Genomic DNA, 24,221 nt, shown 5'->3' on the forward strand with positions numbered 1-24,221 from the left:
AGCGGGAAGCGGTTATTTCAGACCGCTGGTGCTGATGCCCTCGACGATATACTTTTGGAAGAGGAAGAAGACCAGTGTAATCGGAACGAGCGACAGGGTGGACATGGCGAACATCCCGCCCCAGTTGTTGAGCGACTCACCGTCGAGGAACAGCTTGAGCGCCAGGGACACCGGATACAGACTCGGCTTGTTCAGGTAGAGCAGCGGATTGATGAAGTCATCCCACTTCCAGTAGAAGGAGAAGATCGTTGCTGTTACCAGCGCCGGCACAATGAGCGGCACCATGATGCGGAAGAAGATGCCGTATTTGCTGCAGCCGTCCATCTTGGCCGCCTCGTCCAGCTCTGGCGGAACGGTGCGGATGAACTGCATGATCAGGAAGATGAAGAAGGGCATCGCGAAAAAGCTGGGCACAATGACGGGCTTGAAGGATGACAGCCAGCCGAGCTTGGCGAACATGATGTACTGTGGAATAATCGTCACATCATGCGGCAGCATGAGCGTAACCATCATGCAGGCGAACCAGAAGCTGCGGCCGAAGAATTGAATTCTTGCCAGGCCATAGGCGACGAGCGCAGAGCTGATCACCGCCCCGATCGTCGACACCGTCACGATAAAAAAGGAGTTGCCGAAGAAGGTTGCGAACGTGTTCCCGGCAAAGCCCTTCCAGCCGGACATATAGTTCTCCACTACGAAGCGGCTCGGGATCAGGCTGTAAGCGTTGGTGAAAATCTCGTCATTGGGCTTGAAGGAGCTGGCTGCCAGCCACAGGATCGGGTAGATCATGATGAGCGCCAGGCCACCGACCAGTAGATGATAGAGCGCGTTGCGCCGCAAGATTCGGATTCGGGTTGCCTGCATGCTACTTGTCTCCCTTCGATTCGTAGTGAACCCACATGCTGGAGGTTTTGAAAATGATCAGAGTCAGCACGGCGATCAGAATCAGCATGATCCATGCCATCGCAGAAGCGTATCCCATCTCGTAAAATTCGAATGCTCTGCGGTACAGGTATAGCGAATAGAGCAGTGTGTTGTCCAGCGGCCCGCCGGTTCCACGGGAGATGATATAGGCTGGTGTAAAGGTCATGAAGGCCGAGATGAGCTGCATGATCAGGTTGAACAGAATAATCGGGCTAAGCAGCGGCAGCGTAATGCTGAAAAATTTGCGGATGCCGCTTGCTCCGTCCACACTAGCTGCCTCATAGAGGGACGTTGGTATATTCTTCAGCCCTGCCAGGAAGATCAGCATGGAGGAGCCGAACTGCCAGACGGACAAGGCCACGAGCGTCCAGAGCGCAGTACCCGGACTGCCGATCCAGGAGGTGCTGCTCTGGATGCCGACCAGACCGAGGAAGGAATTCACCAGGCCCTGATCGCCAAATACCTGCGTCCACATGATCGAGACAGCGACACTACCGCCAATGAGCGACGGCAGGTAGTAGGCCGAGCGATACAGTCCGACGCCGCCGATGACTCGATTCAGCATCATGGCTACCGCCAGCGCGAAGGCGAGACGGAGCGGGACGCTGCCGAAGACGTAGGTAAAGGTGACTGCGAACGATTTGATCAGCCGCTCGTCATCCAGGAACATCGTCTTATAATTATCGAGGCCGACCAGGCGAGGAGCTTGCAGAAGGTTGTAGTCGGTGAACGAATAGTACAGGGACGAGATGATAGGGTACAGGGTGAAGACCAGAAAACCGATGATGAACGGCGAAGTGAATACGTACCCCACGATATGGTTATTGTCTCGCAGCTTCATAGCTTCAACTCCTAGTCGTAGTATCTACCTTCATTATAGAAGTGCCTCCCCCCTTCAGGAATGCAAAAAACCGCTATGTTTGTTCAAATACCCGACAATCCATCAAGCGGGAAAATGCCTGCAACGATCGTTATTTTCGGGTAGGCTTGGAGGTTCTATTCTCTATGCTATATGCTCTATGCTCTACCATACATAAACGCCCCGTCCGCCTAACAAGGCGGACAGGGCGCATAGCAGCCAGCTTATGGTTTGTTCTTCGCCAATATCTTGTTCGCATCCTCGCGGAATTTTTTCGCCGCATCCTCAACCGAGGTTTTGTTGTACAGAATTTGCTCCACCGTGTCCTTCAACAGCTTATCGACCTCGACCGCGCCTACGGGGTTCGGAGGGTCCATCGCGGTGCTGTTCTGCTCTGCCCAGGCAACGTACTCGAAGATTTTAGTTTCTTGCTCGGACAGCAGCGGCTTCAACTCATCGCGCACCTTGGAGGACACCGGCACGCCACGCTCGCCCTTAATGATTTTGTTCGCCTCAATATCGTTCACGAAGAAGTCGATGAATTTCGCCGCTTCTTCCTTGATGGCAGAGCTCTCGGAGACGGCAAAGAACATGCTCGGCTTCAGGAACAACGCGCCATTCGAGGACCAGCCTGGCACAGGCTGCATCGCCAGCGGACGGTTGGCCGTATTGGCCGCCAGCAGATACTGATTGGACCAGCCGATTGCCGCCGCAGCATTGCCCATGACCATCTCGTCGTCCTCTGGCGTACCCTTCTTCTGTGCCAGCTTGTCGAGCGACAGCAGGTATCCTTTGTCATACCAGCCCTTATACATCGTATAGAAATCGACGAAATATTTGTCGTCATCATAGCCAAGTGTGTAATCGGTGCCGTTGTACATATGCTGGTTGTTCATTCTGAGGAAGAATGGGAAGAACACATCATGGCGCAGGTCGGCAACGATCATCTTGCCGCTAGCCTTCAGCTTCTCGCCGAGCGCGTCGAAGTCCATCCACGTCCAATCCTCCTTGAGCGGCGTCTCGATCCCGGAAGTCTTGAGCAGCTCCTCATCAACCGTAGCGGACAAGGCGTTGGAGCCGAGATTGATCGCCAGCAGCTTGCCGCCTAGCTTGCCGCCTGACAGGTTGTTCTCGCTAATGTCGTTCACATGCAGTGCTCCGCTCTGAATGAACGGCCCCAGGTCAGCCAACTGACCTCGTGTTCCATATTGGGACAGGTAGGAGATGTCCATCTGGATGACATCCGGTAGCTGGTTCGCCGCGGCCTGAGGCGCAAGCTTCTTCCAGTAGTCGTCGAAGGCGGCATATTCGGTCTCGATCGTAACATGCGGATATTTCTGCTGATACAGCTTGATGACCTCCAGCGTATAATCATGGCGAGATTGTCCGCCCCACCAGGCGACGCGCAGCGTCACGTCTTTTTTGTTGTCTCCGCCGGAGGCGTCGCTGCCGCTGGAGGGTGTATTGCCGGAGGCTGCGGTGGACGAGTTGCTCGTCGTGCCCGAGCTGTTGCCGCCGCATGCAGCCAGCGAGAACATGAGAGCGAAGGATACCAGAATCGGAACCAGCTTTTTCATTGATGGATCTCCCCTTTTTCGCATATGGTAGTGCTTACATTTCTATTATCCACTAACCTCGAGGGGAATTTAAGTGAATAAACCGATCTGTTTGTTCAAAATTCCGGTCTCTCTCCGCCAGCAAGGCGTCCGTATTCAGAGGGGCTATGTCCTGTATATTTCTTGAATACCTGGCTGAAATACTGCGGATTCTCGCCGAAGCCGAGCTGATCAGCCAGCTCGAATATCTTCATATCATGAACGGAGCAGATCAGCTCCTTCGCCCTCTCGATGCGCGCCTTCATCACATAGTTGGAAAATTTCTCTCCGACCTCCTTCTTGAACAGCTTGCCGAGATAGTCAGGATTCATGTACATCATCTCCTGGGCGATCCAGTTCAATTGCAGCTCGGGGTTACCCAGATTGCAGTGGATAATATCGAGCATCTTGGAGATAACGGCGCTGTGGCGGCTGCGATTCAGCTCGAACATGCTCGCGGTAAGCGCGCGCGTCAGCTCGGTAATCTGCTCGCGCAACTGAACGATCGTGTCCATCTGCTGCATCTGAGCGAGCTGCTTGAGATAGTCCGCCTGCTTGTCTGCGCTGCCCTGGCGGATCAAGCCGAAGCATAGCTGCATGCCATAGGATTTCACCGCGGACTCGTCCGGCATCAATTCACTCAGCTCCTGGAAGAATCGCTCCAGCTCCGCACATGCCTGCTCCCAGTCGCCGCTGCGAACGGCCATCAGCAGCGGCTCGTCATCGAAGGCCAGCTCCTCCTTGCGCACAGGCAGGCCGGGAAAACGAATGTCCTCCGTCGTAATCAGGCTGCCCTCGCCAACATAGAAGCGGTGTCGCAGACACTCCAGCGTGCTTTTATACAACTGTCTCGACTCGCTGATTTCTCCGACTTCGCTAAGCGCGATCGTGCAATCAATCTTATAGTAGGTGAGGAAGGTTTCACGTATCTGCTGAAGCTGGGAGAGCAGCGCTGACTTGCCCGCATCGCGTACCATGAATAGCATGTTGTCGCCGATCGTCGAGCTGAGCATCAGCAGGGAGGGGCTGAGGATATCCTCGGCAATATTTTTGAAGGCGAATAGGTGCTCGAATTCATGGGGCTTCTCCAGTTGTACCAGCACCAGCCTCACATTGCTCGGCTCCTCGCCGAAGTCGAACAGACGGCGGTAATACTCCCAATCCTGTCTGCCGTATGTTTTGTTGGTCACGAATTCCTTCAGGAATTGCTCCTTCACGTAGGGCAGCATCTTCTTCATGCGCGCCTTGATATGATCAAGAAATTGCTCGCGGCTGTCCTGCTGCCTAAGCTCCTCGACCAGCTCGTCCAGCGCCTGGGATATCTGCTTCTCGTTGCATGGCTTGAGCAGATAATGCTTGACCCCGTGCTTCATCGCCTGCTGGGCATAATCGAATTCACTGTAGCCGGTCAGCAGAATGAAGCGAATGCCGGGATAGGCAGCGAGCGTCTGGCGCACCAACTCGATGCCGTCCATGCCCGGCATGCGGATGTCGCTAATGACAATATCCGGCGGCGATTCGTGGATAGATTGCAGCGCTTCCTGCCCGTTGCGGGCGATAGCGGATAGCCGGGTGCCGGAGGCCTCCCAATCGACGATACGGGAGATACCCTCCAGGATAATATTCTCATCATCGGCAAGCAGTACGTTATACATGATGATTCTCCTTTCGGTCAGGCATGCGGATGAGGACAGTCGTGCCTTCTCCGGGCTTACTCGTGATGTCCAGGCCATATTCGGGGCCGAAGGTCTGCTTGATGCGCTCGTCGATATTGGTCAAGCCGATGCCGTTGCCCTTGAAGGAGGTGGAGCTGCGCCAGGTGCGGACCAGCTCGGCATCCATCCCGGGGCCATTGTCGCTAACACGCAGCTCCAGCACGCCCTCCGAAGCTGTGGCCTCGACCGAGATATAACAGGTCGTAGTCATCTGCTCCAGTCCATATTGAATCGAGTTCTCCAGCAGCGGCTGCAGCGTCAGCTTCGGCATGAGCGAGTCGCGCAAATGCTCGGGCACCCTCATCTCGAAGTGAAGCCGGTCTTCGAAGCGGAATTTCTGAATCGTAATATAGTGCTCCACAATCTGCAGCTCCTCGCCAAGCTGAATCAGATGCTTCTGCCGGCCGATGGCGAACCGCATCAGCGAGCCGAGCGCCTCGACCATGGCTGAAATTTGGGGCTGGCGGTTGAGCTTGGCTTGCCAGTTGATGGATTCCAGCGTATTGTATAGGAAATGCGGGTTAATCTGCGCCTGCAGCGCCCGAAACTCAGAATCCTTAATCGTCAGTTGCTTGGCATAGTTCTCATCGATCAGCTCATTGATCCGCTGAACCATGCTGTCGAAGTTGCGATGCAGTTGCCCGATCTCATCCATTGCAAAGGGCTGCTCCAGTCGCTGCTGCGCCACCGTGAAGTTACCCGCCCCGACCTTCTTCATCTTGCCATTGAGGCTGATGATCGGAAGGGTGATGCTCTTGGACAGCTTGAAGCCCAGTACAACGACAAATAGGAATAAGGCGGCATAGATCATATAGATGATGTTCTTCATCATGTTGATGGAATGGAAGATGGTGCCATAAGGGATGACATTCATATAGTTCCACTCGGTATAGGCAGACTTGACGTAGGTTTTGAACACCTGCTGCCCCTGCTCGCGTGTAATCTCGTAGCCGGAGGTAGCGGAATCGTCCGGCAGCGGAAGGAGGGCGCTTTGAGCGGCATTCGTATAGATGACTTCGTTGTTGGAGAGAATGCTCAGCCTGCCCTCCTGGTAGGTCGATTTTTTCAGCACCCGGTTGACGAGCATATGCATATCGATGCGGATCATCAATGTACCCAGGTAGTCGAGCGTAAGATTGGAGTAGGATCGGATGGCTCGGCTCAAGATGACGGACTGCTCGCCTTCTGAGGCAGCTTGCCAGATGACATCGCCCTTCTTCTCCCGGCTGCGCTGGGCGATGGAGCGTCTGGTCTCCTCGGGCGTATGCCTGATCCGATTGCCAGCGATCAGCTCATTGCCCTCTGTATCGATAAAGTGGATGGCTGCAATGAACTGCTCCTCGGTGGTATAATTTTGCAGCTTCTCATTCAGATCGACATGAAGCCGGTAGCGCTCATATTCCGATTGCTCATTGCGAAGCTGCCTGAGCAGGCTCTGCATCTGCGGGTCGGCGATGAAGTTGAAGGAGAGGCGCTCCAGCTTGCGCAGCTCCATCTCGATTACCGTCGAGGACAGATTGAGCACATTGGCGGATTCCTTGTACAACTGGCGGTCATAGGTAGAGAAGGTATAACGATGCAGTTGAATCGTCGTCAGGCAGACAATCAGTGCGATCATCAGAAATAGAAAAAACAACTTGTACTTGATGCGCATCACCTGGATGGAGGAAAGCTTGCTTAGCAGCTTCATCGCAATTCATCCTTTGCTCGAATATGGGGGAGTAGCTTGGCGCTTGCCTGCTCGTTAACCGAGCTGGCGATGATTCCTGTAATCGCGCGGCGCCTGCTTCGTAATCTTCTTGAACGTCTTGCCGAAGTGCGAGAAGTTGTCAAAGCCCACCTCTGCCGCTATCTCTGTAATGCTGAGTGTCGACTCGCGCAGCAGCCGCTGTGCCTCCTTCACCCGGGTAAGAATCAAGTAATCGGAGAAGGAGAAGCCGGTCACCTCCTTGAACTTGCGGCTCAGATAGTAAGGGCTGATGTAAAAATGATCGGCCAGCGCATCCAGCCGTATCGGGTTCATATAGTGGCGGTTAATGTACCGCACGACCTCGAAGATTTTGCTGTGCATCCGCGTCTCATAAGGCAGCGCCAGCGGCTTGTTATGCTCCAGATAGCGGGAGGCGCCCAGCATAACCGCCGTGACGGCCTGCGCGATGGCGACGGGATAGCCGCTGTCCTGGCGCTCCATCTCGCTCAGGATGAGCCGAAGCTGCTGATCCATCGCTAGCCGTTCATCGATCGGCAGATGCAGCACCGGGTGCTCCTGCCGGAACGAGCGGAGCATGAACTCGGTCTGGTCGCCGAACATGCGGTTCAACAGCTCGTCATCAAAGTGAATGATGAGCCGCTCATGCGCCGCTTCGCCAGCATACATCGTCTTGTGCAGCTCCCTGGGGGGAATGAATACAAGATCGCCCCGCACCACCTTATACGTGCGGTCCTTGACAAAGTAAATGCTCTCTCCAGACAGCATATAGTAGATTTCGTAGTAGCTGTGAAAATGATCCGAATCCATCGTGTACGGCCCGGCTCGCTTGACATACTCGACATAGAACCCCGGTAGTTTGCCGTAGCGGGTACTGATGAGCTCATTGGTGTTATGCGGCACCGATTCAACCTCCTCGTTAAGCGTTTACATGAATTATAGCAAAATATGCGGGGTTTTTGTTGATTTGGGCAGAAAAAGACGAGAATCCACTCACATGGCTGCGATATGATAAGAGCAATCAAGCAATTCCAAGGAAGGGGAATGGACATGAGCAGCAAGAAGAAGTATGTATTGGTAGGCAGCGGAGGGCGGGCTGAGTTTTTCTATGGAGCCATTGCGACCGATTTCAGGGAGACCTCGGAGCTGCTGGCCTTTTGCGATATTAACCAGACCCGGATGGACTATGCCAATAAACGGTTAACCGATGAATATAAATATCCGGCCGTGCGCACGTACAAAACCGACCAGTTCGATCAGATGATCGCGAACGAGAAGCCGGATTTTGTGATCGTGACCAGTGTGGATCGGACGCACCATACCTATATTATTCGTGCCTTGGAGCTGGGCTGCGATGTCATTACCGAGAAGCCGATGACAGTTGACGAGCGCAAATGCCAGGAAATTATCGATGCAGTCGAGCGCACTGGCCGCAATGTGCGCGTGACGTTTAATTATCGCTATGCACCGCATCACACGAAGGCGCGCGAGCTGATTGCCGAGGGCGTGATTGGCAAGGTAACGTCCGTTCACTTCGAATGGCTGCTGAATACGCAGCATGGCGCTGACTACTTCCGCAGATGGCACCGCGACAAGCGCAATAGCGGCGGGCTGCTGGTGCACAAGTCGACGCATCACTTCGACCTGGTTAACTTCTGGATCGACTCGCAGCCGGACACCGTATTCGCCTTCGGCGATCTGCTGTTCTATGGACGGGAGAATGCAGAGTCGCGTGGCGTCACACAGTTCTATGATCGGGCAACTGGCAATCCGCACGCTGAGAACGATCCGTTCGCGCTGCACCTCGATCAGAACGACCATCTGAAGGAAATGTATCTGAATGCTGAGCATGAGGACGGATATCGCCGTGATCAGAGCGTGTTCGGAGATGGAATTAATATTGAAGATACGATGGGCGTTATGGTAAGGTATAAAAATAATGCGATATTGACGTACTCGCTCAATGCTTACTTGCCTTGGGAGGGCTACCGGATTGCCTTTAATGGCACGGGTGGACGGCTGGAGATGACGATCATCGAGAAATCGTATGTCAACTCGGGCGGCGACAAATCGCAGGAGGGCGCACTCAAGGGCAAGACGATGACGGTCTTCCCGATGTTCGGGGCGCCATATGAAGTTGAGGTTGAGGAAGGCGAGGGCGGACATGGCGGCGGAGATCCGGTGCTGCTCAATGATCTGTTCGGCACGCCATCCGAGGATAAGTGGAACCGTGCCGCGAACCATGTGGACGGTGCCAGATCGATACTGACGGGCATCGCTGCCAACCGCTCTATCGCGACTGGACTTCCGGTCAAGGTTGATCCGCTCGTCACATTTAATCGCTAAAGCTTGAGCTGCCAAAGGGGAGAAGCCGATATAGGGGCCATCCTCTTTGGCTGATTGTATGCGTGCAGCAAGCAGCCTAGCGATTCTGCCGGTGCTGCGCGGGAGATACGTAGGCATGAAGCTGACACTTTTCGGAGGTGCATCATAATGAAAGCGTTTATGGATGACAACTTTTTGCTGTCGGGAGAGACGGCGGTTCGCCTGTATCATGATTATGCCAAGGAAATGCCGATTATTGATTACCATTGCCACTTGAGCCCGCAGGAAATATACGAGAATAAAGCGTTCTCAACGATTACCGAGGCATGGCTGTACGGCGATCATTACAAATGGAGAGCGATGCGTGCGAACGGTGTACCGGAGAGTCATGTAACGGGCGGCGAGGGCGTAAGCGATTATGACCGTTTCCTGGAGTGGGCGAAGACGGTGCCGCATACGATCGGCAATCCGCTCTACCACTGGTCGCATCTGGAGCTGCGCCGTTTCTTCGGTATCGAGGAGATTCTGAATGAGCAGAATGCGCAAGTTATCTGGGACAAAGCCAATGCGAAGCTGAATGCTGGCGGCTTCCGCGCCCGCGATCTGATCGTGAAGTCGAACGTTAAGGTAATCTGCACGACAGATGATCCGGCAGATTCGCTGGAGTATCATTTCAAGATTAAAGAGATTGAGGACTTCGACGTGCTGGTGCTGCCATCATTCCGCCCGGACAAGGGGCTGGAGATTAACCGCGGCGGCTTCCGCGACTGGCTGGGTCGTCTGGAGCAGGCGGCGGACAAGGCGATACCGGATTATGACACGTTCCTTGCGGTGCTGGAGGAGCGGGTTGACTTCTTCCATGAGGCAGGCTGCCGCGTATCTGACCATGCGCTGGATTATGTGCCATTCAAGGAAGCGACCAAGGAAGAGGCTGCCGCGATCTTTGCCCGTGCGCTTGCGGGCGAGCAAGTGAGCTTCGACGAGGAGCAGCAGTACAAGACGTATACCTTGATCGAGCTAGGCAAAATGTATGCGCGCCGCGACTGGGCGATGCAATATCATATTAATGCCGCGCGCAACAACAGCCTGCGGATGTTCAACACGCTCGGGCCGGATACCGGCTTCGACTCGATCAATGATAGCTCGGTAGCCTATCCGCTGGTGAAGCTGCTCAGCTCGCTGGATGAGGAAGATCTGCTGCCGCGCACCATTTTGTATTCGCTCAATGCGAATGATAATGAGATATTGGCCGCGCTTATGGGCAGCTTCCAGGGCGGCGGCGTGGCGGGCAAGATTCAGCTTGGCTCTGCATGGTGGTTCAACGATACCCGCGACGGTATGGTAGCGCAGTTGAAGTCACTGGGCAATTTCGGTCTGTTGAGCCGCTTCGTCGGCATGCTGACCGATTCCAGAAGCTTCCTGTCGTATACGCGCCATGAATATTTCCGCCGTATCCTGTGCAATCTGCTTGGGGAGTGGGCGGACAATGGCGAGGTGCCTGCTGATCTGGAGCTGCTCGGCAGCATGGTGCAGAACATCTCGTACCATAACGCCAACAGCTATTTTAAATTTGAATAAATCAGGTTGTAGATAGATACGATTGAACGGGACACATCAAGCCCGGCATCACGGACAGCGCATTCGGCGCTCGTGGTGCCGGGTTTGTTGAGCAATTCGCATGGAATATGGAGGAGGAAGCTCGTGGGACAGTCAATTGGCATTCAAGCATTCAAATACCCGAATATCCGGCATTATGAGTGGCAGGCGGAGCTGCTGGAGCAGACAGAGGATTATGTGTGGATATACTGCAGACCGGGCAGGCAATTCATTCATCATACGAAAAATCAAGTGTTCACCTTCGACAATACGACAGTGGAGCTGTTCTCGTTGAAGGAATGGTATACGGTAGCGATGGTCATCGAGGAGGGGAAGGTCGTCTCCTACTATTGCAATATTGCGATGCCTTCTGTTCTGCAAGACGACACGCTCACCTTTATCGATCTGGATCTTGATCTGTTTAAGCCGAAGGACGGAGATTGGGTCGTCTTGGACGAAGAAGAGTTCGAGGCGAACAGCATCAAGTATGAATATCCTCCTGAGCTTAAGGATGCCGCGCTTCGAGCGTTGGATGCACTCAAGGAGAAGGTGCTGACGGGGAGCTTCCCGTTCGATGGCTCGGTCGATAAGCTGATCGATGGCTTGAAGCTGTGCAAGCAGTAGTCGTCATTGGTAAAAGGTGGTATGGATTGTCCATTGGAGGAGAACATTTTGGGGTGGTTTGTCTTTTAAATAGTGGACATTGCACGAAGCCCCCCCGTTGTTAGAGGATAAAAGGTTCGTTAGTATATATTGTGGAAGTAGTCATGTTCTTGTCTATATATTGGGATGGAGGGTGGCCGCGGACGGGAGAGGGGCAATGTCCACCATTTAAAAGACATAGTGTCTACTGGGAATGGACATTTTAGCGGATCGGAATAAGGGAGTATGCAGCCCTCTGCTTTATATACGGCCCGAAGGGAAATATGGTGAGTTAGAGACATGTACGGCAGCAGGGATGATTATGCAGGCTGGCGGTAATTTGTGAGTGCTGCTGTCTATGCGGTATAGTTGTTGTACGAGGTGAAGTAGTTTACAGGAATATGATTTTAAGGGTGCGAGAAGCAGTGAATGTACTGGTGCGAATGTGAGGCTCACATGAAAATACCAGGGGTTTCGCACCTCATATTTTGTCGATTTAAGTCGAAATAATTCCGTGGAAAATGAAATCAGTCTTTAAATTGTATAGCTTTGATAAATTCTGATTGAAATTGGATAGATTTAATGGCAAAATTTGATTATTATCTATCATTTTCGCTGTCGCACTCTATGCGAGTGCGTGGATTGAAATGATCATATTGGGTGACCTATCCGACCTCCCACCGTGTCGCACTCTATGCGAGTGCGTGGATTGAAATAATCCACATGGCCGGGTTATCGATTTCAGAAACAGTCGCACTCTATGCGAGTGCGTGGATTGAAATATGATACTTTTCTTCCGCTTCCTCTCGGAGTTTTACGTCGCACTCTATGCGAGTGCGTGGATTGAAATATGACCGACAATCTCCGTGGCAATAGCTATCACAACGTCGCACTCTATGCGAGTGCGTGGATTGAAATTGCAGCACCGCATCCATGCCAGCAGCACCGAAAGTCGCACTCCATGCGAGTGCGTGGATTGAAATCTAACCATGTCGAGAGTCCAAACAAAAGGATGATAACGTCGCACTCCATGCGAGTGCGTGGATTGAAATCTTGTTTAGCTTGTTGTCTTCGCTTTTACCCTCGTTGCACATCCGACTTGTCTATGATATGGTTGATAACCTTGGAGTTGCCTTCCCCCTTAACGCGGGGAAAATAAGCCCTCTTGCCTCGAAGCACCTCCCGCTCTTTTGCACACATCATGAGCGCACATGAAGCTGCCTCCCGCAAGATCACCGATCATCGCAGGGTTTATTTCCTTCACACACCTTGAAATCACTGTATAAGTATGCTCGCACCAGATGCCAGCAATCAAGCTTGCCCTCTATGATGTGTGGGCAGGCTTATTTGTTTATTAGGGATTTTTGCTTTATATCAAAACAAACGTAAATAAAGGGTATTCAAAAACAAAAACAACTGATATAATCGTAAACAGATACAAAAATCACAATATAAGCGTTGGTAAACAAAAAGAAACGAATATTTGTTGGCAACTCGGGCTTCGTCCAAATTTACTTTCGTTTCATTTTATCTTCAAATCGTTTTCTATCTGGCTTTTATTTTGCTTGCAATCCAATTTCCATTTTCAGTTTAGTCACAATCTCAATCACAATTTCAATTCCATCACTATTTCAATCTCAGATTCAATTTCAAGGTCCAATTAAATCAATCAAACTAATCAAACCAATCAAATGGAGGATGACATCATGGTACAGAGCTTATGGGAGCGCGAGAAGGCAGCACAGATTGAACCGGGGGTGGGCGAGCTGGTGTATCGCTCCAATCTGATTGGCACCGATCGCCGGGTGTGCAACTGGGGCGGCGGCAATACGTCGATGAAGACGATCGAGAAGGACTTCCGCGGACGTGATGTGGAAGTGATGTGGGTCAAGGGGAGCGGCTCCGATCTGGCGACGATGAAGGCGGCTAATTTTACAGGTTTGCGAATGGACGATATTCGCCCATTGATCGAGCGCGACGAGATGCCGGATGAGGAGATGGTAGCCTATCTGGCACATTGTATGATCGACAGCAAGCACCCGCGTGCGTCCATCGAGACGCTGCTGCACGCATTCCTGCCGTTCAAGCATGTTGACCATACGCACCCGGATGCGATTATTAGCATCTGCTGTGCAGATAATGGCAAGGCGGTGGCGAGGGAGATTTTTGGCGAGCGTTTCGTCTGGGTGCCGTATGTGCGCCCAGGGTTCACGCTGTCGAAGATGATCGCTGAAGGCGTGCAGGCGAATCCGAACGCTGAGCTCGTGCTGATGGAGAAGCATGGCCTGGTCACATGGGGAGAGACCTCTGAGGAGGCTTATGCGAAGACGATTGCGATTATTAATGAAGCGGAGAGCTACATTGAGGCGCGGGTGCAGGAGGAGCAGTTGTTCGGCGGGGCGCGGTATGCGGCGTTGTCCAGCGAGGAGAGAAGACAGATCGTGGCGGAGATTATGCCGATTGCGCGCGGTGCAGTCAGTGACGGCAAGAGGATGATTCTGAGCTTCGATGATGCGGAGGATGTCCTGCAATTCGTGAACAGCAAGGATGCGGCGCAATTGTCTCAGGTAGGCGCGGCTTGCCCGGATCATCTCGTGCATACGAAGATGGTGCCGCTCTATGTGAGCTGGGACCCGGCGACGAAGGATGTTGCGACGCTCAAGCAGGCTGTGCTGGACGGCATCGAGCAGTTCAAGCAAGCGTATACGGATTATTTTGAACGGAATAAGAATGAAGGCGACAAGATGTTTGAGGCAGCTCCGCGCGTGATCCTCATTCCGGGTCTTGGCATGATCAACACAGGCAAGAGCCATGCGATGTCGCTCGTCAGCGGCGCGCTGTATCATCGTGCGATTGCCGTTATGCGTGGCGCAACTAGTCTGGGGCAATTCGTGTCTCTGAGTGAAAATGAATCCTATAATGTGGAATATTGGCCGCTGGAGCTGTATAAGCTGACATTGGCGCCTGCTGAGGCGGAGTTCTCCCGCAAGGTAGCGCTCATTACAGGCGGGGCGGGCGGCATCGGTAGCGAGACGGCTCGCCGCCTTGTCTCTGAAGGTGCCCATGTCGTGCTGGCTGACCTGAATCTGGAGGGCGCGCAGAAGGTAGCGGACGAGATCAACCAGGCGAGCGGCGCGGGACGAGCGATCGCGGTGAAGATGGATGTGACCAAGGAGGAGGACGTGCAGGCGGCTTTTGCCGAGACGGCGCTATGCTACGGAGGTGTGGACATTCTCGTGAACAATGCGGGTCTGGCGACCTCCAGTCCGTTCGATGAGACGTCGCTCAAGGAATGGAATCTGAACATGAATGTGCTGGGCACCGGCTACTTCCTCGTGGCGCGCGAAGCGTTCAAGCAGATGAAGGCGCAGGCGATCGGCGGCAATATGGTATTCATCGGCTCCAAGAACTCGGTCTATGCCGGCAAGAACGCCAGTGCCTATAGTGCAGCCAAAGCGCTGGAGGCGCATCTGGCTCGGTGCATCGCGGCTGAGGGCGGAGAGCACGGCATCCGTGTCAATACGATCCTGCCGGATGCGATCCTGCAGGGCTCGGCGATCTGGAATTCCAACTGGCGCAACGAGCGCGCGGCGGCATACGGCATCGAGCCGGATCAACTGGAGGAATACTATCGCAAGAGAACGACGCTGCTGGTGAACATTTTCCCAAGAGATATCGCAGAGGGCATTGCATTTTTCGCTTCGTCGCGTGCGGACAAAACAACGGGCTGCATGCTGACGATTGACGGCGGTGTGCCGGCGGCATTTACAAGATAATCTATGATGGAGGGGATGCAGGTGCAAGCCAAAGGTGTTAAGCTATGGGTCATACCCGATTGTTACATTCCGGAGGTCAGCTCCGGCGAGCTGGAAAGCCATGAATCCATCTGTGTGCTGAATTGCAGCCCGGAGGATGCACTGCTGCACATCACCATATATTTCGAAGACAGGGAGCCTCTTGAGAGGATTCCTGTCTACGTCCCCGCCAGACGGACGAAGCATATTCGCACCAGCTCGCTCAAGAAGGAGGATCAGACGATCCCCAAGGGCGTGCCCTATGCGGCCGAGGTGGAGAGCGACATCCCGGTCTATGTGCAATACAGTCGCCTTGACTCGACACAGGCGGAAAATGCGCTCATGACGACGATGGCCTTTCCCATCTCCTAACTGACCTGAACGATTATCGCAAATGACATTCTCTTATACCAAAGGAGACCTGATCAAGATGACGGATAAAGCGTATACATTATTTGAAGAGCAGCAACAAGCGCGCGGCATTAACCTGGAGGACGTCAAAGCAGCGATTAAGGGGCTGAAGATCGAGACCCCGTCCTGGGGCTACGGCGACTCGGGCACACGCTTCAAGGTATTTCAGAAAAACGGCGTGCCGCGCAGTCCGTTCGAGAAATTCGAGGATGCGGCCCAGGTGCATCGCTACACTGGTGCTTGTCCTGCCGTTGCGATCCACATCCCGTGGGACAAAACCGAGGACTATGGCAAGCTGCGCAGCCATGCAGAAAGTCTTGGCGTGACGATCGGTGCGGTCAACCCGAACCTGTTCCAAGAGGACGAGTACATGCTGGGCAGCGTGACGCATACGGATGCCGCCGTGCGCCGCAAGGCGACCGAGCATCTGCTGGAATGTGTGGACATTGCCAAGGAAACCGGCTCGCGCGACTTGAGCCTATGGTTTGCGGACGGCACCAACTATCCAGGTCAGGGCCATATTCGCCAGCGGAAAGCGTGGATGCGCGAGGCGCTCGCTGAGATGTACAAGGCGCTGACGCCGCAAATGCGGATGCTGATCGAGTACAAGACATTTGAGCCGGCCTTCTACCATACTGATCTGGCGGATTGGGGGATGGCGCTCAGCCTGGCGAACAAGCTCGGGCCTCAGGCACAGGTACTGGTCGATACGGGGCACCATGCGCAGGGGATCAACGTGGAGCATATTGTGGCGTTCCTGATCGATGAGCATAATCTGGGCGGATTTCATTTCAATGCGCGTAAATATGCGGATGATGATCTGATCGTTGGTACGATGAATCCATATGAACTGTTCCTGATCTTCTACCAGATCATTGAAGCGTCCCACGATAGCGACGCGGCTATCCGCGAGACGGTAGGCAACATCGCCTACATGATCGATCAATCCCATAATATCGAGCGCAAAATTCCGGCTATGATTCGTTCGATCATGAACGTGCAGACGCAATTTGCCAAGGCGCAGTTGATCAATCTGGATGAGGTGCGCGAGGCGCAGCTTGCCGGGGATGTGCTGGCGGCGGAGGATGCGGTGCGCCGCGCATTCGAGTTCGATGTGACACCGCTCTTGCATGCGGTGCGCGAGGAGATCGGCGTGCCGGTAGATCCGATGAAGGCTTATCTTGCAAGCGGCTATGAGGCATCGATTGCTCATCGTGGCAAGGGCGGTGCCTCCTGGTGAGTGTGCTGGCCTTCGACCTTGGAGCGAGCAGCGGCAGGGCGCTGATCGGCAGGCTGGAGAACGGGAGGCTGACGATCGAGGAGGTTCACCGCTTCTCTAATGATCCGGTGCAGGTGGGAAGTCATCTGCACTGGGATGTGTTGCGGCTGTACTATGAGATGAAGCAGGGTATATCGAAGGCAGCACGCCAGGAAGGGGCGTTCGAGAGCATCGCCATCGATACCTGGGCAGTGGACTTCGGGCTACTCGATGAGAATGGAGAGCTGCTGGGCAACCCATACCATTACCGCGACCACCATACCGATACGGCGATGGAGGAGGTGCTGGCGCTCGTGCCCCGGAGCGAGATCTTCGACCGGACGGGGATTCAATTTATACAGTTCAATACGATCTACCAATTGTATGCGCTGCAAAAGGCAGGCTCGGTGGCGCTCAAGCAGGCGAAGCATCTGCTCATGATTCCCGATCTGCTGCGGTATTTCCTGACGGGGGAGAAGTGGAGCGAGTTCTCCAATGCCACGACGACTCAGTTGTACAATCCGCGCCAGATGGATTGGGATTGGGAGCTGATCGATCGGTTGAAGCTGCCGCGCGAGCTGTTCGGCCGGGTCGTGCTGCCGGGTACGCCTGTGGGCAGGCTTCTTCCCGCGCTGGCAGAGGAGCTTGGACTGAAGAGCTGTCCGGTCATCGCGATTGCCGAGCATGATACCGGCTCGGCGGTGGCAGCGGTGCCAGCAGATGAGGAGGACTTTGCCTACTTGAGCTGCGGCACCTGGTCGCTGATGGGGACAGAGACGAAGGAGCCGGTCATTCATGAGCAGGCGCTGGCGCTTAATTTTACCAATGAAGGCGGCGTGAACGGCACATTCCGTCTGCTTAAGAATATTATGGGCTTGTGGATTATTCAGGAATGCCGCCGCATCTGGGAGCAGGAGGGCAAGCCGCATACGTTTGGCGAGCTGGTCGTGGAGGCGCAGCAGTCGCCATCCTTCGTCAGCATGATTGACCCGGATGACGATGCGTTCTACAATCCCGCGAATATGCCAGAGGCCATTCGTGCGTATTGCCGCCGTACAGGTCAGCCGGTGCCGGAGAGTGAGGGCGAGATCATCCGGTGCGTGATCGATAGTCTGGCGCTCAAGTACCGTTATATTCTGGAGCTGACGGAGCAGTTGACGGGCAAGCGATACAAGGGGCTTCACATGGTGGGCGGCGGCATCCAGAACAAGCTGCTCTGCCAGGCGACAGCCAGTGCGATCGGCCGCCCGGTCTGGGCGGGGCCGGTAGAGGGCAGCGCAATCGGAAATATTCTGGTACAATATATGGCACTGGGTCAAATTGCCGATATTGCGCAGGCGCGGCGTATTGTACGCGATTCCTTCCCTATGGAGCAGTACGAGCCGCAGCAGACGGAGGTCTGGGCGGCAGCTTATGCAAGATTCCTTGCCTTATCGGGGCTTGCAGGCTAGAGCAGAGCACGGTGCTGCTTGAATCGGCAGCCCGGTGCTGCGCCCTGTGCAGTACGAGCGCTTACGTCAAGTGCGCCTGCACACTGCCGCTTAGCATGGAAAGCTCCGGTGCAGCTCTGGTATTTCAGGGAAAGCAGCAATGGCTAGTATAAGGTTAAGATTGCAGCGTAGCGCCAGATCGGATGGCGGATGAAGGATCGGACTTTGGAGCAGGAAGGCTGTATAAAGAGGTGACCTATGCTTGTAGCAGAGCGTTATGATTTCATCGTGCAGGTAGTCAATGAGAAGGGAAGCATCCGCGTGTCGGAGCTTAGCGAGCTATGCCAGGTGACGGAGGAGACGATCCGTCGTGATCTGGACAAGCTGGAGCAGGCAGGCAAGCTTCGCAGAAGCCACGGAGGCGCGGTCAGTGTCAAGGATAACCAGGCCGAGATCCCCTACTCCGAGCGGGAGATTACACATATCGAGGAGAAGAAGCGGATTGCGGCCGCTGCAGTGAGCTATATCGAGCCGCGAGACCGCATCCTGCTCGATGCGAGTACGACCGCTTGGTATATGGCTTCGATCCTGCCAGACATTCCATTGACCGTGCTGACCAATTCGGTCAAGGTCACACTGGAGCTGAGCAGCAAGGAGAAGATTCAGGTGATCTCGACGGGCGGCATTCTGGCGCCGCGTTCGCTGTCCTACGTAGGGCCGCTTGCCGAGCGTTCGCTGGAGATGTACCATGTGGACAAAGCATTTATCTCCTGCAAGGGTGTTCATCTGGAGCGTGGCATCAGTGAATCCAATGAGCAGCAGGCGCTCATCAAGAGCAAGATGGTCGGCATGGCCGAGACGGTCTTCCTGCTCGCCGACTACAGCAAGTTTGGCATCAAGGCGTTCACTCATGTCGCCCATCTGAGCGATGTTGATGTGGTCATCTCTGACGACAAGCTGGGCCTGGAGGAGCAGCGGGCATTGCAGGAGCTGCGCATGGATGTGAAGATTGCGCCGCGGGAGTAGAGTGATAAGTGGCAACGGATACGGCGCTGATTGATTGATTATCTCGAACGATGATCATTTCAAGAGAGTGTTGCAATAGTCATCATAGATGAACGTGAACGGCGCCTGTCAATAAAGCAGTACAGATAATACAGACAATCAAGCGGCCTACGTCCTGAATTCCATCGGACGGAGGCCGCTTGATTGTGCTTGCATCTTCGCCTAAGGTTCGTTATAATAATAGTAATTATTACGTTTAAGGAGATGAATGGTCATCGCTAAGAAATCGAAAGTCGTCAGAGAACAGAAGCGCCAGGCAACCGTTGCCCGTTATGCGGAGCGCAGGAAGCAATTGAAGGAGAGCAAGGATTATGAGGGCTTGAGCAAGCTGCCCCGCGATGCTTCTCCAACCCGGCTTCATAACCGTTGCCAAGTAACCGGCAGACCGCACGGCTACCTGAGCAAGTTCAAGGTATCGCGGATCGTATTTCGCGAGTTGGCTTACAAGGGCCAGATTCCAGGCATCAAAAAATCGAGCTGGTAATTATGGCGTGTCTTAGGCGTGTCTTAGAATCTTCCCTGCGAAGCTTGAAGACACTCCCTGATTGGACGGACTAGCCGTCTGCAATCCGGCTATCTATAGTTAACCACAAGCTCAACGAGGTGAGAACTACTTTGGACGCTTTTACAATTCGTCGACTTCAACATATTATGGATGGCTATATTGCCGTGAAGGTGCCGCGCGATGTTCGTTCCTCTGTGCGCCTGACCTATGAGTGGGATGGCAATCGGCTAACGCTGGTGGAGGAGCGGCCAGATGCGGAGCAGCGTAAGTGGGTCGGCTCGGCGATCGCCCAGTTTCGTCTGGAGCAGGAGAAGTGGCATGTGTATGCGAAGCAGAGCGGCAGCCATTGGCATTTCGTCGCCTCGATAACGCCTCAGGCTGATTTTGAACAGCAACTGGAGCAGGTGGAGCTGGATGTGGAAGGAGTGTTCTGGGTGTCGTAGTTGCGGGAGACGGAGGTTTTTCGTATCCTGCAGCAGCAGGAAGAGAAGTCCGGCGAGCAGGCCGGTGGAAGGACAGGAACAAGAATGAGCAAAAGTAATGCCAACAGCCGTCTTCCCCGCTCCAAGGGAATCGATATGGCGACGCTGTACACCCCTAAGGAATGCGCGAAAAAGGTGAAACGAATCGTCCTCACGCCTGACAATCGGAAGATTGTGGAGGAGTTCATGACGATTATGGGGATGAAGGGGCAATTTGAGGAGCATGATGTGCCGATTCCGAACAAGCTGGTGCTGTATGGCCCCCCAGGTACAGGCAAAACACTGACCGCATTCTACGTGGCCGCCAGGCTGGAGCTGCCGTTAATCACGGTTCGGCTGGATGCAATCATCCATAGCCACCTCGGGGAGACTGGCAGCAATATGCGCAAGATTTTTGATTATGCCAAGGGAGCGCCGTGTGTGCTGTTTCTGGATGAATTCGACGCGATCGCCAGAACGCGCGAGACGAATGATGAGGTGAAGGAGATGGCGCGTGCGGTGAACTCGCTGCTGCAATGTCTGGATGAGTTCGATTGCGACAGCATCCTGATCGCGGCGACCAACCTCGAAGCGGAGCTGGATCAGGCGGTCTGGCGGCGATTCGATACGAAGATGACCTATGGCATGCCGGATGAGACCAGCAGACAACAATTCATCGCCTGCCTTGTCGGTGAATTCGCCCATGAGGATGGGCTTCAGCAACAGGCGGCGGATATGCTCACGGGCAGCAGCTTTGCCGATATGGAGCAGATTGTGCTCAAGGCCAAACGCAAGGCGATCATCGACAGCCGTCCAATGTGCTGGACACATATGGAGGAAGCCTATCGGGAATATCATCCGATGGGGGTCATTGCTCATTCGTGAATAATAGTAAAAATTACTAATTAAAACAATCAAAGCGAACAAGCTTAACGATAAGGGCGAGCCAGCAACGGAGAGAATGCAGCAATGACCAGGCCCTGCGGGATCATCCATCCAGGCACCTTCTCTTTGTTCGCCAATTTGTAGTGGAGGAGAGAAGTGGACATGTATGATGTTCTCATCATCGGTGGAGGAGCGGCAGGGATTGGCATGGGCTGCGCGTTGCAGCATGCGGGTGTGGAGCGTTTTGCGATATTGGAGCGGGGGGAGATCGGCTCTTCGTTCCTCATGTGGCCGCGGGACATGCGGATGATTACGCCATCCTTTACGAGCAATGCCTATGGCATGATGGATCTGAACGCCATCGCGCTCAGCACTTCTCCTGCGTATACGCTCGGAACAGAGCATCCAACAGGCGAGGAATATGCGAACTATCTGCATGCTGTCGCGTCGTTTAAGCAACTGCCGGTGCAGACCGGAGTGGAGGTGGACGCTGTCGAGCCGCTGCAGGAAGGCGGCTTCGAGCTGCGCACCTCACAAGGCGTGATGCGCAGCCGCTATGTCATCTGGGCAGCGGGAGAGTTCCAGTATCCGCGCTTGAACAGCTTTCCCGGTGCAGACCATGCGATTCATAACAGCCTGATTGCTGAGTGGCAGGAGGTAGAGGGCGATGAGGTAGTCATCATTGGCGGCTATGAGAGCGGAGCCGATGCGGCGATTCATCTGAGCAGGCTCGGGAAGCGAGTGACATTGATTGACCGCAATGGCCGTTGGCTGCACAAGGGGAGCAGCGACCCAAGCGTCGAGCTATCGCCTTATACGAAGGATCGGCTGAAGGCAGTGCCGGACGGCGCGATCAAGCTGATGGCAGGCTGTGAGGTGAAATGGATCGAGCAAGAGGCTAATGGTGGAGGATACCTCATCTATTGCGAGGACGTGGAAGGCGGGAGCCTCATGATTCGATCGAGCCATCGACCCATTCTGGCTACCGGCTTCAGAGGCAGTCTCTCGATCGTCGAGCATCTGTTCGAGCAGGATGAGAACGGAGTGACGCGGCTGACAGGGCAGGATGAATCGACGAAGACGCCGGGGCTGTTCGTCTCTGGCCCAAGCGTGACGCACGGCTCGCTGCTATTCTGCTTCATCTATAAGTTCCGGCAGCGCTTCGGCGTTGTCGCGGAAGCGATCGTCACCCGACTCGGGCTGGATACCCAGCCGCTGGAGGCGTATCGCGAGCAGGGCATGATGCTGACCGATCTGAGCTGCTGCGGTGAGGATTGCACATGCTGACACGGCCGCTTGCAGAGCCGCAGACAGCCGTGCTGCTTGGCTTCGAGTCGTCGGGCAAATCGGCGCTGTTTCGCGGGCTGACTGGAGAGGCGACAGGCTCGGAAGCGAACTTTCGCGGCTCGACGGTGCGCACTCGGACAGCTAGACTGACCGATGAGCTAGAGCTGGCGGATGTGCCCGGCATTCGGGTGCAGGATGACAGCCGCACGACGCAGGAGGCAGTCCGTGCAGTCACCACGGCTGACATCCTCGTGTTGGTCGTCCGCGCTACACATGCAGCAACGGAGCTGCCGCTGCTGCTGGACTCGGTGCAGCTGGAAGGGAAGCGGGCATTGCTCGTACTGACCTTTGCGGACAAGATGTCCGCCGATCCAGCGGAGGTGGCGCACTACTATCGCGATTGGCTGGGCATCCCCGTCCGCATCGCGGATGCCCGCCGTCTGACGGATGCGCTGCGCACGGAGCTGCTGCTGTCGGTGCCCCTCGCCAAGCCGATCCGCCCCAAGGCGAAGGCATTGCTAAAACCGGATTTCCCTGCCGCGGCTCCACAGTCGACCCTATTCGAGCACCCGCTGTGGGGCCGACCCTTGTCGCTGCTGCTGACGCTGCTGCTGTTCGCGGCTCCGGTGCTGCTGGCCTATCAGTTGTCCTCATGGCTGCAGCCGATCATCGACGAGCGGGCTATCGACCCGTTCAAATCACTGCTTGCTGGCACTGATCCGCTGTTGCAGCAGCTGCTTGTTGGCGATTACGGCATCATCAGCCTCGGCTGGTATTCGTTTCTGTGGGCGTTCCCAGTCGTGTTGCTGCTGGGCGTTAGTGTTGCGCTCGCGGAGGAGAGCGGCGTCAAGGATCGGATCACTGACTCGCTGGATGGCTGGATGCGCCGCATCGGACTGAGTGGCCGCGATCTCATTCCGGTGCTGTCGGGCTTCGGCTGCAATGTAGTGGCTGTCTTCCAGAGCCGTGCATGCAGTGCGTGTACCCGCCAATCCTGCGTGTCGCTGATTGCTTATGGCTCCGCGTGCAGCTACCAGATCGGAGCTTCGCTATCGGTGTTCGGCGCCGCCGATCATCCTTGGCTGGCCGTGCCGTATGTGGCACTGCTCGGGGGAGTTGGCGCACTGCACACGCGGCTGTGGAATCGATCGGCAAGCTCGGCAAGCCGTCTGGCTGAACCGGTCTATGCCTCGCGAACCTTCCTTCAGTTGCCAGGATTGCGTGCTGTACGATGGCGTGTTCGTACCGTTATTCGGCAATTTGTACTTCAGGCCATGCCGATCTTTCTCGGCATCTGCCTGCTGGCTACGGTGCTTCAGTTGACAGGTATTATGGCAGGGCTGTCGCGGGCGGCAGAGCCGCTGCTGCAATGGTTTCATTTGCCTGCGGAGGCAGCGGGCGGCGTCATCTTCTCTATCTTGCGCAAGGATGGACTGCTCGTGTTAAATCAGGGGGAGGGAGACTTGCTCGCCTCGCTGAGCGCTGGTCAGGTGCTTGTCCTCGTCTATCTGGCCTCGACGTTGACTGCTTGCCTCGTTACGCTGTGGACCGTTCGGAAGGAGCTGGGCTGGGCCTTTGCAGGCAAACTGGCGGGCAAGCAGGCGGCTACATCTCTAATATCGACGATGCTGCTCGCACTGTTGATGAGCAGATGATGAGCAATAGATATATATGTATCACGGAGGCGTATTCCCGCAAGGGATACATGGCGGTGCCACAAGACATGAACATTTAGCCGCGCACAGTTCCCGCGCAGGGTGCAAG

Annotated in this window: 19 protein-coding genes and 1 CRISPR repeat array; of the genes, 13 read left to right on the forward strand and 6 right to left on the reverse strand. The window is 54.8% G+C overall.

The window, feature by feature from the left end; all coding sequences use genetic code 11:
• Positions 1–12 precede the first annotated feature (12 nt).
• From ACY1JZ_RS14975 to ACY1JZ_RS15000, 6 genes are all read right to left on the reverse strand, one after another.
• Entirely contained in the window at positions 13–786 is a 774-nt protein-coding gene (locus tag ACY1JZ_RS14975; RefSeq protein WP_442954899.1) for a carbohydrate ABC transporter permease, read from the reverse strand.
• Positions 787–862: 76 nt separating this feature from the next.
• Entirely contained in the window at positions 863–1,762 is a 900-nt protein-coding gene (locus tag ACY1JZ_RS14980) for a carbohydrate ABC transporter permease (protein WP_442954872.1), read from the reverse strand.
• A 242-nt stretch (positions 1,763–2,004) separates the two neighbouring features.
• On the reverse strand, positions 2,005–3,357 hold the full coding sequence (locus tag ACY1JZ_RS14985; protein ID WP_462629866.1) for an ABC transporter substrate-binding protein: 1,353 nt from the start codon (positions 3,355–3,357) through the stop codon (positions 2,005–2,007).
• 95 nt (positions 3,358–3,452) lie between these two features.
• Positions 3,453–5,030: a response regulator transcription factor gene (locus ACY1JZ_RS14990; protein WP_462629867.1), complete on the reverse strand. Its 1,578-nt coding sequence runs from the start codon at positions 5,028–5,030 to the stop codon at positions 3,453–3,455.
• Positions 5,023–6,780: a sensor histidine kinase gene (locus ACY1JZ_RS14995; protein WP_462629868.1), complete on the reverse strand. Its 1,758-nt coding sequence runs from the start codon at positions 6,778–6,780 to the stop codon at positions 5,023–5,025. Before ACY1JZ_RS14995 ends, ACY1JZ_RS14990 begins: the two co-directional genes overlap by 8 nt.
• Before the next feature lie 54 nt (positions 6,781–6,834).
• The gene (locus ACY1JZ_RS15000) at positions 6,835–7,701 is read right to left on the reverse strand and encodes a helix-turn-helix domain-containing protein (RefSeq protein ID WP_462629869.1); all 867 of its coding nucleotides are present in this window, start codon (positions 7,699–7,701) and stop codon (positions 6,835–6,837) included.
• A gap of 147 nt (positions 7,702–7,848) precedes the next feature.
• Between ACY1JZ_RS15000 and ACY1JZ_RS15005 the strand changes: the two genes are divergently transcribed.
• From ACY1JZ_RS15005 to ACY1JZ_RS15065, 13 genes are all read left to right on the forward strand, one after another.
• Positions 7,849–9,144: a Gfo/Idh/MocA family protein gene (locus ACY1JZ_RS15005; protein WP_270169451.1), complete on the forward strand. Its 1,296-nt coding sequence runs from the start codon at positions 7,849–7,851 to the stop codon at positions 9,142–9,144.
• Between the two features lie 147 nt (positions 9,145–9,291).
• Positions 9,292–10,701 (forward strand): glucuronate isomerase, encoded by a 1,410-nt coding sequence (gene uxaC, locus ACY1JZ_RS15010; protein ID WP_462629872.1) that lies wholly within the window; start codon positions 9,292–9,294, stop codon positions 10,699–10,701.
• Positions 10,702–10,824: 123 nt separating this feature from the next.
• Positions 10,825–11,343 carry a DUF402 domain-containing protein gene (locus tag ACY1JZ_RS15015; RefSeq protein WP_462629873.1) on the forward strand — a complete coding sequence of 173 codons (519 nt, stop codon included), beginning with the start codon at positions 10,825–10,827 and terminating at the stop codon, positions 11,341–11,343.
• Between the two features lie 635 nt (positions 11,344–11,978).
• Positions 11,979–12,414: direct repeats of the CRISPR family, unit length 33 nt; unit sequence GTCGCACTCTATGCGAGTGCGTGGATTGAAATA.
• A gap of 653 nt (positions 12,415–13,067) precedes the next feature.
• Complete coding sequence (locus tag ACY1JZ_RS15020; protein ID WP_462629874.1) at positions 13,068–15,137, forward strand: bifunctional aldolase/short-chain dehydrogenase; 2,070 nt, start codon at positions 13,068–13,070, stop codon at positions 15,135–15,137.
• 15 nt (positions 15,138–15,152) lie between these two features.
• Positions 15,153–15,527 (forward strand): sensory rhodopsin transducer, encoded by a 375-nt coding sequence (locus ACY1JZ_RS15025; RefSeq protein ID WP_270172382.1) that lies wholly within the window; start codon positions 15,153–15,155, stop codon positions 15,525–15,527.
• A gap of 58 nt (positions 15,528–15,585) precedes the next feature.
• On the forward strand, positions 15,586–16,806 hold the full coding sequence (rhaI, locus tag ACY1JZ_RS15030; protein ID WP_462629875.1) for an L-rhamnose isomerase: 1,221 nt from the start codon (positions 15,586–15,588) through the stop codon (positions 16,804–16,806).
• Entirely contained in the window at positions 16,803–18,275 is a 1,473-nt protein-coding gene (gene rhaB, locus ACY1JZ_RS15035) for a rhamnulokinase (RefSeq protein ID WP_462629876.1), read from the forward strand. Before rhaI ends, rhaB begins: the two co-directional genes overlap by 4 nt.
• Before the next feature lie 237 nt (positions 18,276–18,512).
• Positions 18,513–19,280: a DeoR/GlpR family DNA-binding transcription regulator gene (locus ACY1JZ_RS15040; protein ID WP_270169465.1), complete on the forward strand. Its 768-nt coding sequence runs from the start codon at positions 18,513–18,515 to the stop codon at positions 19,278–19,280.
• Between the two features lie 253 nt (positions 19,281–19,533).
• A complete protein-coding gene (gene rpsN, locus ACY1JZ_RS15045; RefSeq protein ID WP_270172384.1) occupies positions 19,534–19,803 on the forward strand; it encodes a 30S ribosomal protein S14 in 270 nt (89 codons plus the stop codon).
• A gap of 131 nt (positions 19,804–19,934) precedes the next feature.
• Positions 19,935–20,267, forward strand: a complete 333-nt coding sequence (locus ACY1JZ_RS15050) for a DUF3024 domain-containing protein (RefSeq protein ID WP_462629877.1) — start codon at positions 19,935–19,937, stop codon at positions 20,265–20,267.
• 84 nt (positions 20,268–20,351) lie between these two features.
• Positions 20,352–21,170, forward strand: a complete 819-nt coding sequence (locus tag ACY1JZ_RS15055; RefSeq protein ID WP_462629878.1) for an AAA family ATPase — start codon at positions 20,352–20,354, stop codon at positions 21,168–21,170.
• 162 nt (positions 21,171–21,332) lie between these two features.
• Positions 21,333–22,457: an NAD(P)/FAD-dependent oxidoreductase gene (locus ACY1JZ_RS15060; protein ID WP_462629879.1), complete on the forward strand. Its 1,125-nt coding sequence runs from the start codon at positions 21,333–21,335 to the stop codon at positions 22,455–22,457.
• On the forward strand, positions 22,451–24,112 hold the full coding sequence (locus ACY1JZ_RS15065) for a nucleoside recognition domain-containing protein (RefSeq protein ID WP_462629880.1): 1,662 nt from the start codon (positions 22,451–22,453) through the stop codon (positions 24,110–24,112). The genes ACY1JZ_RS15060 and ACY1JZ_RS15065 overlap by 7 nt, the downstream gene beginning before the upstream one ends.
• Positions 24,113–24,221: the final 109 nt, after the last annotated feature.

The organism is Paenibacillus sp. J5, assembly GCF_054955055.1.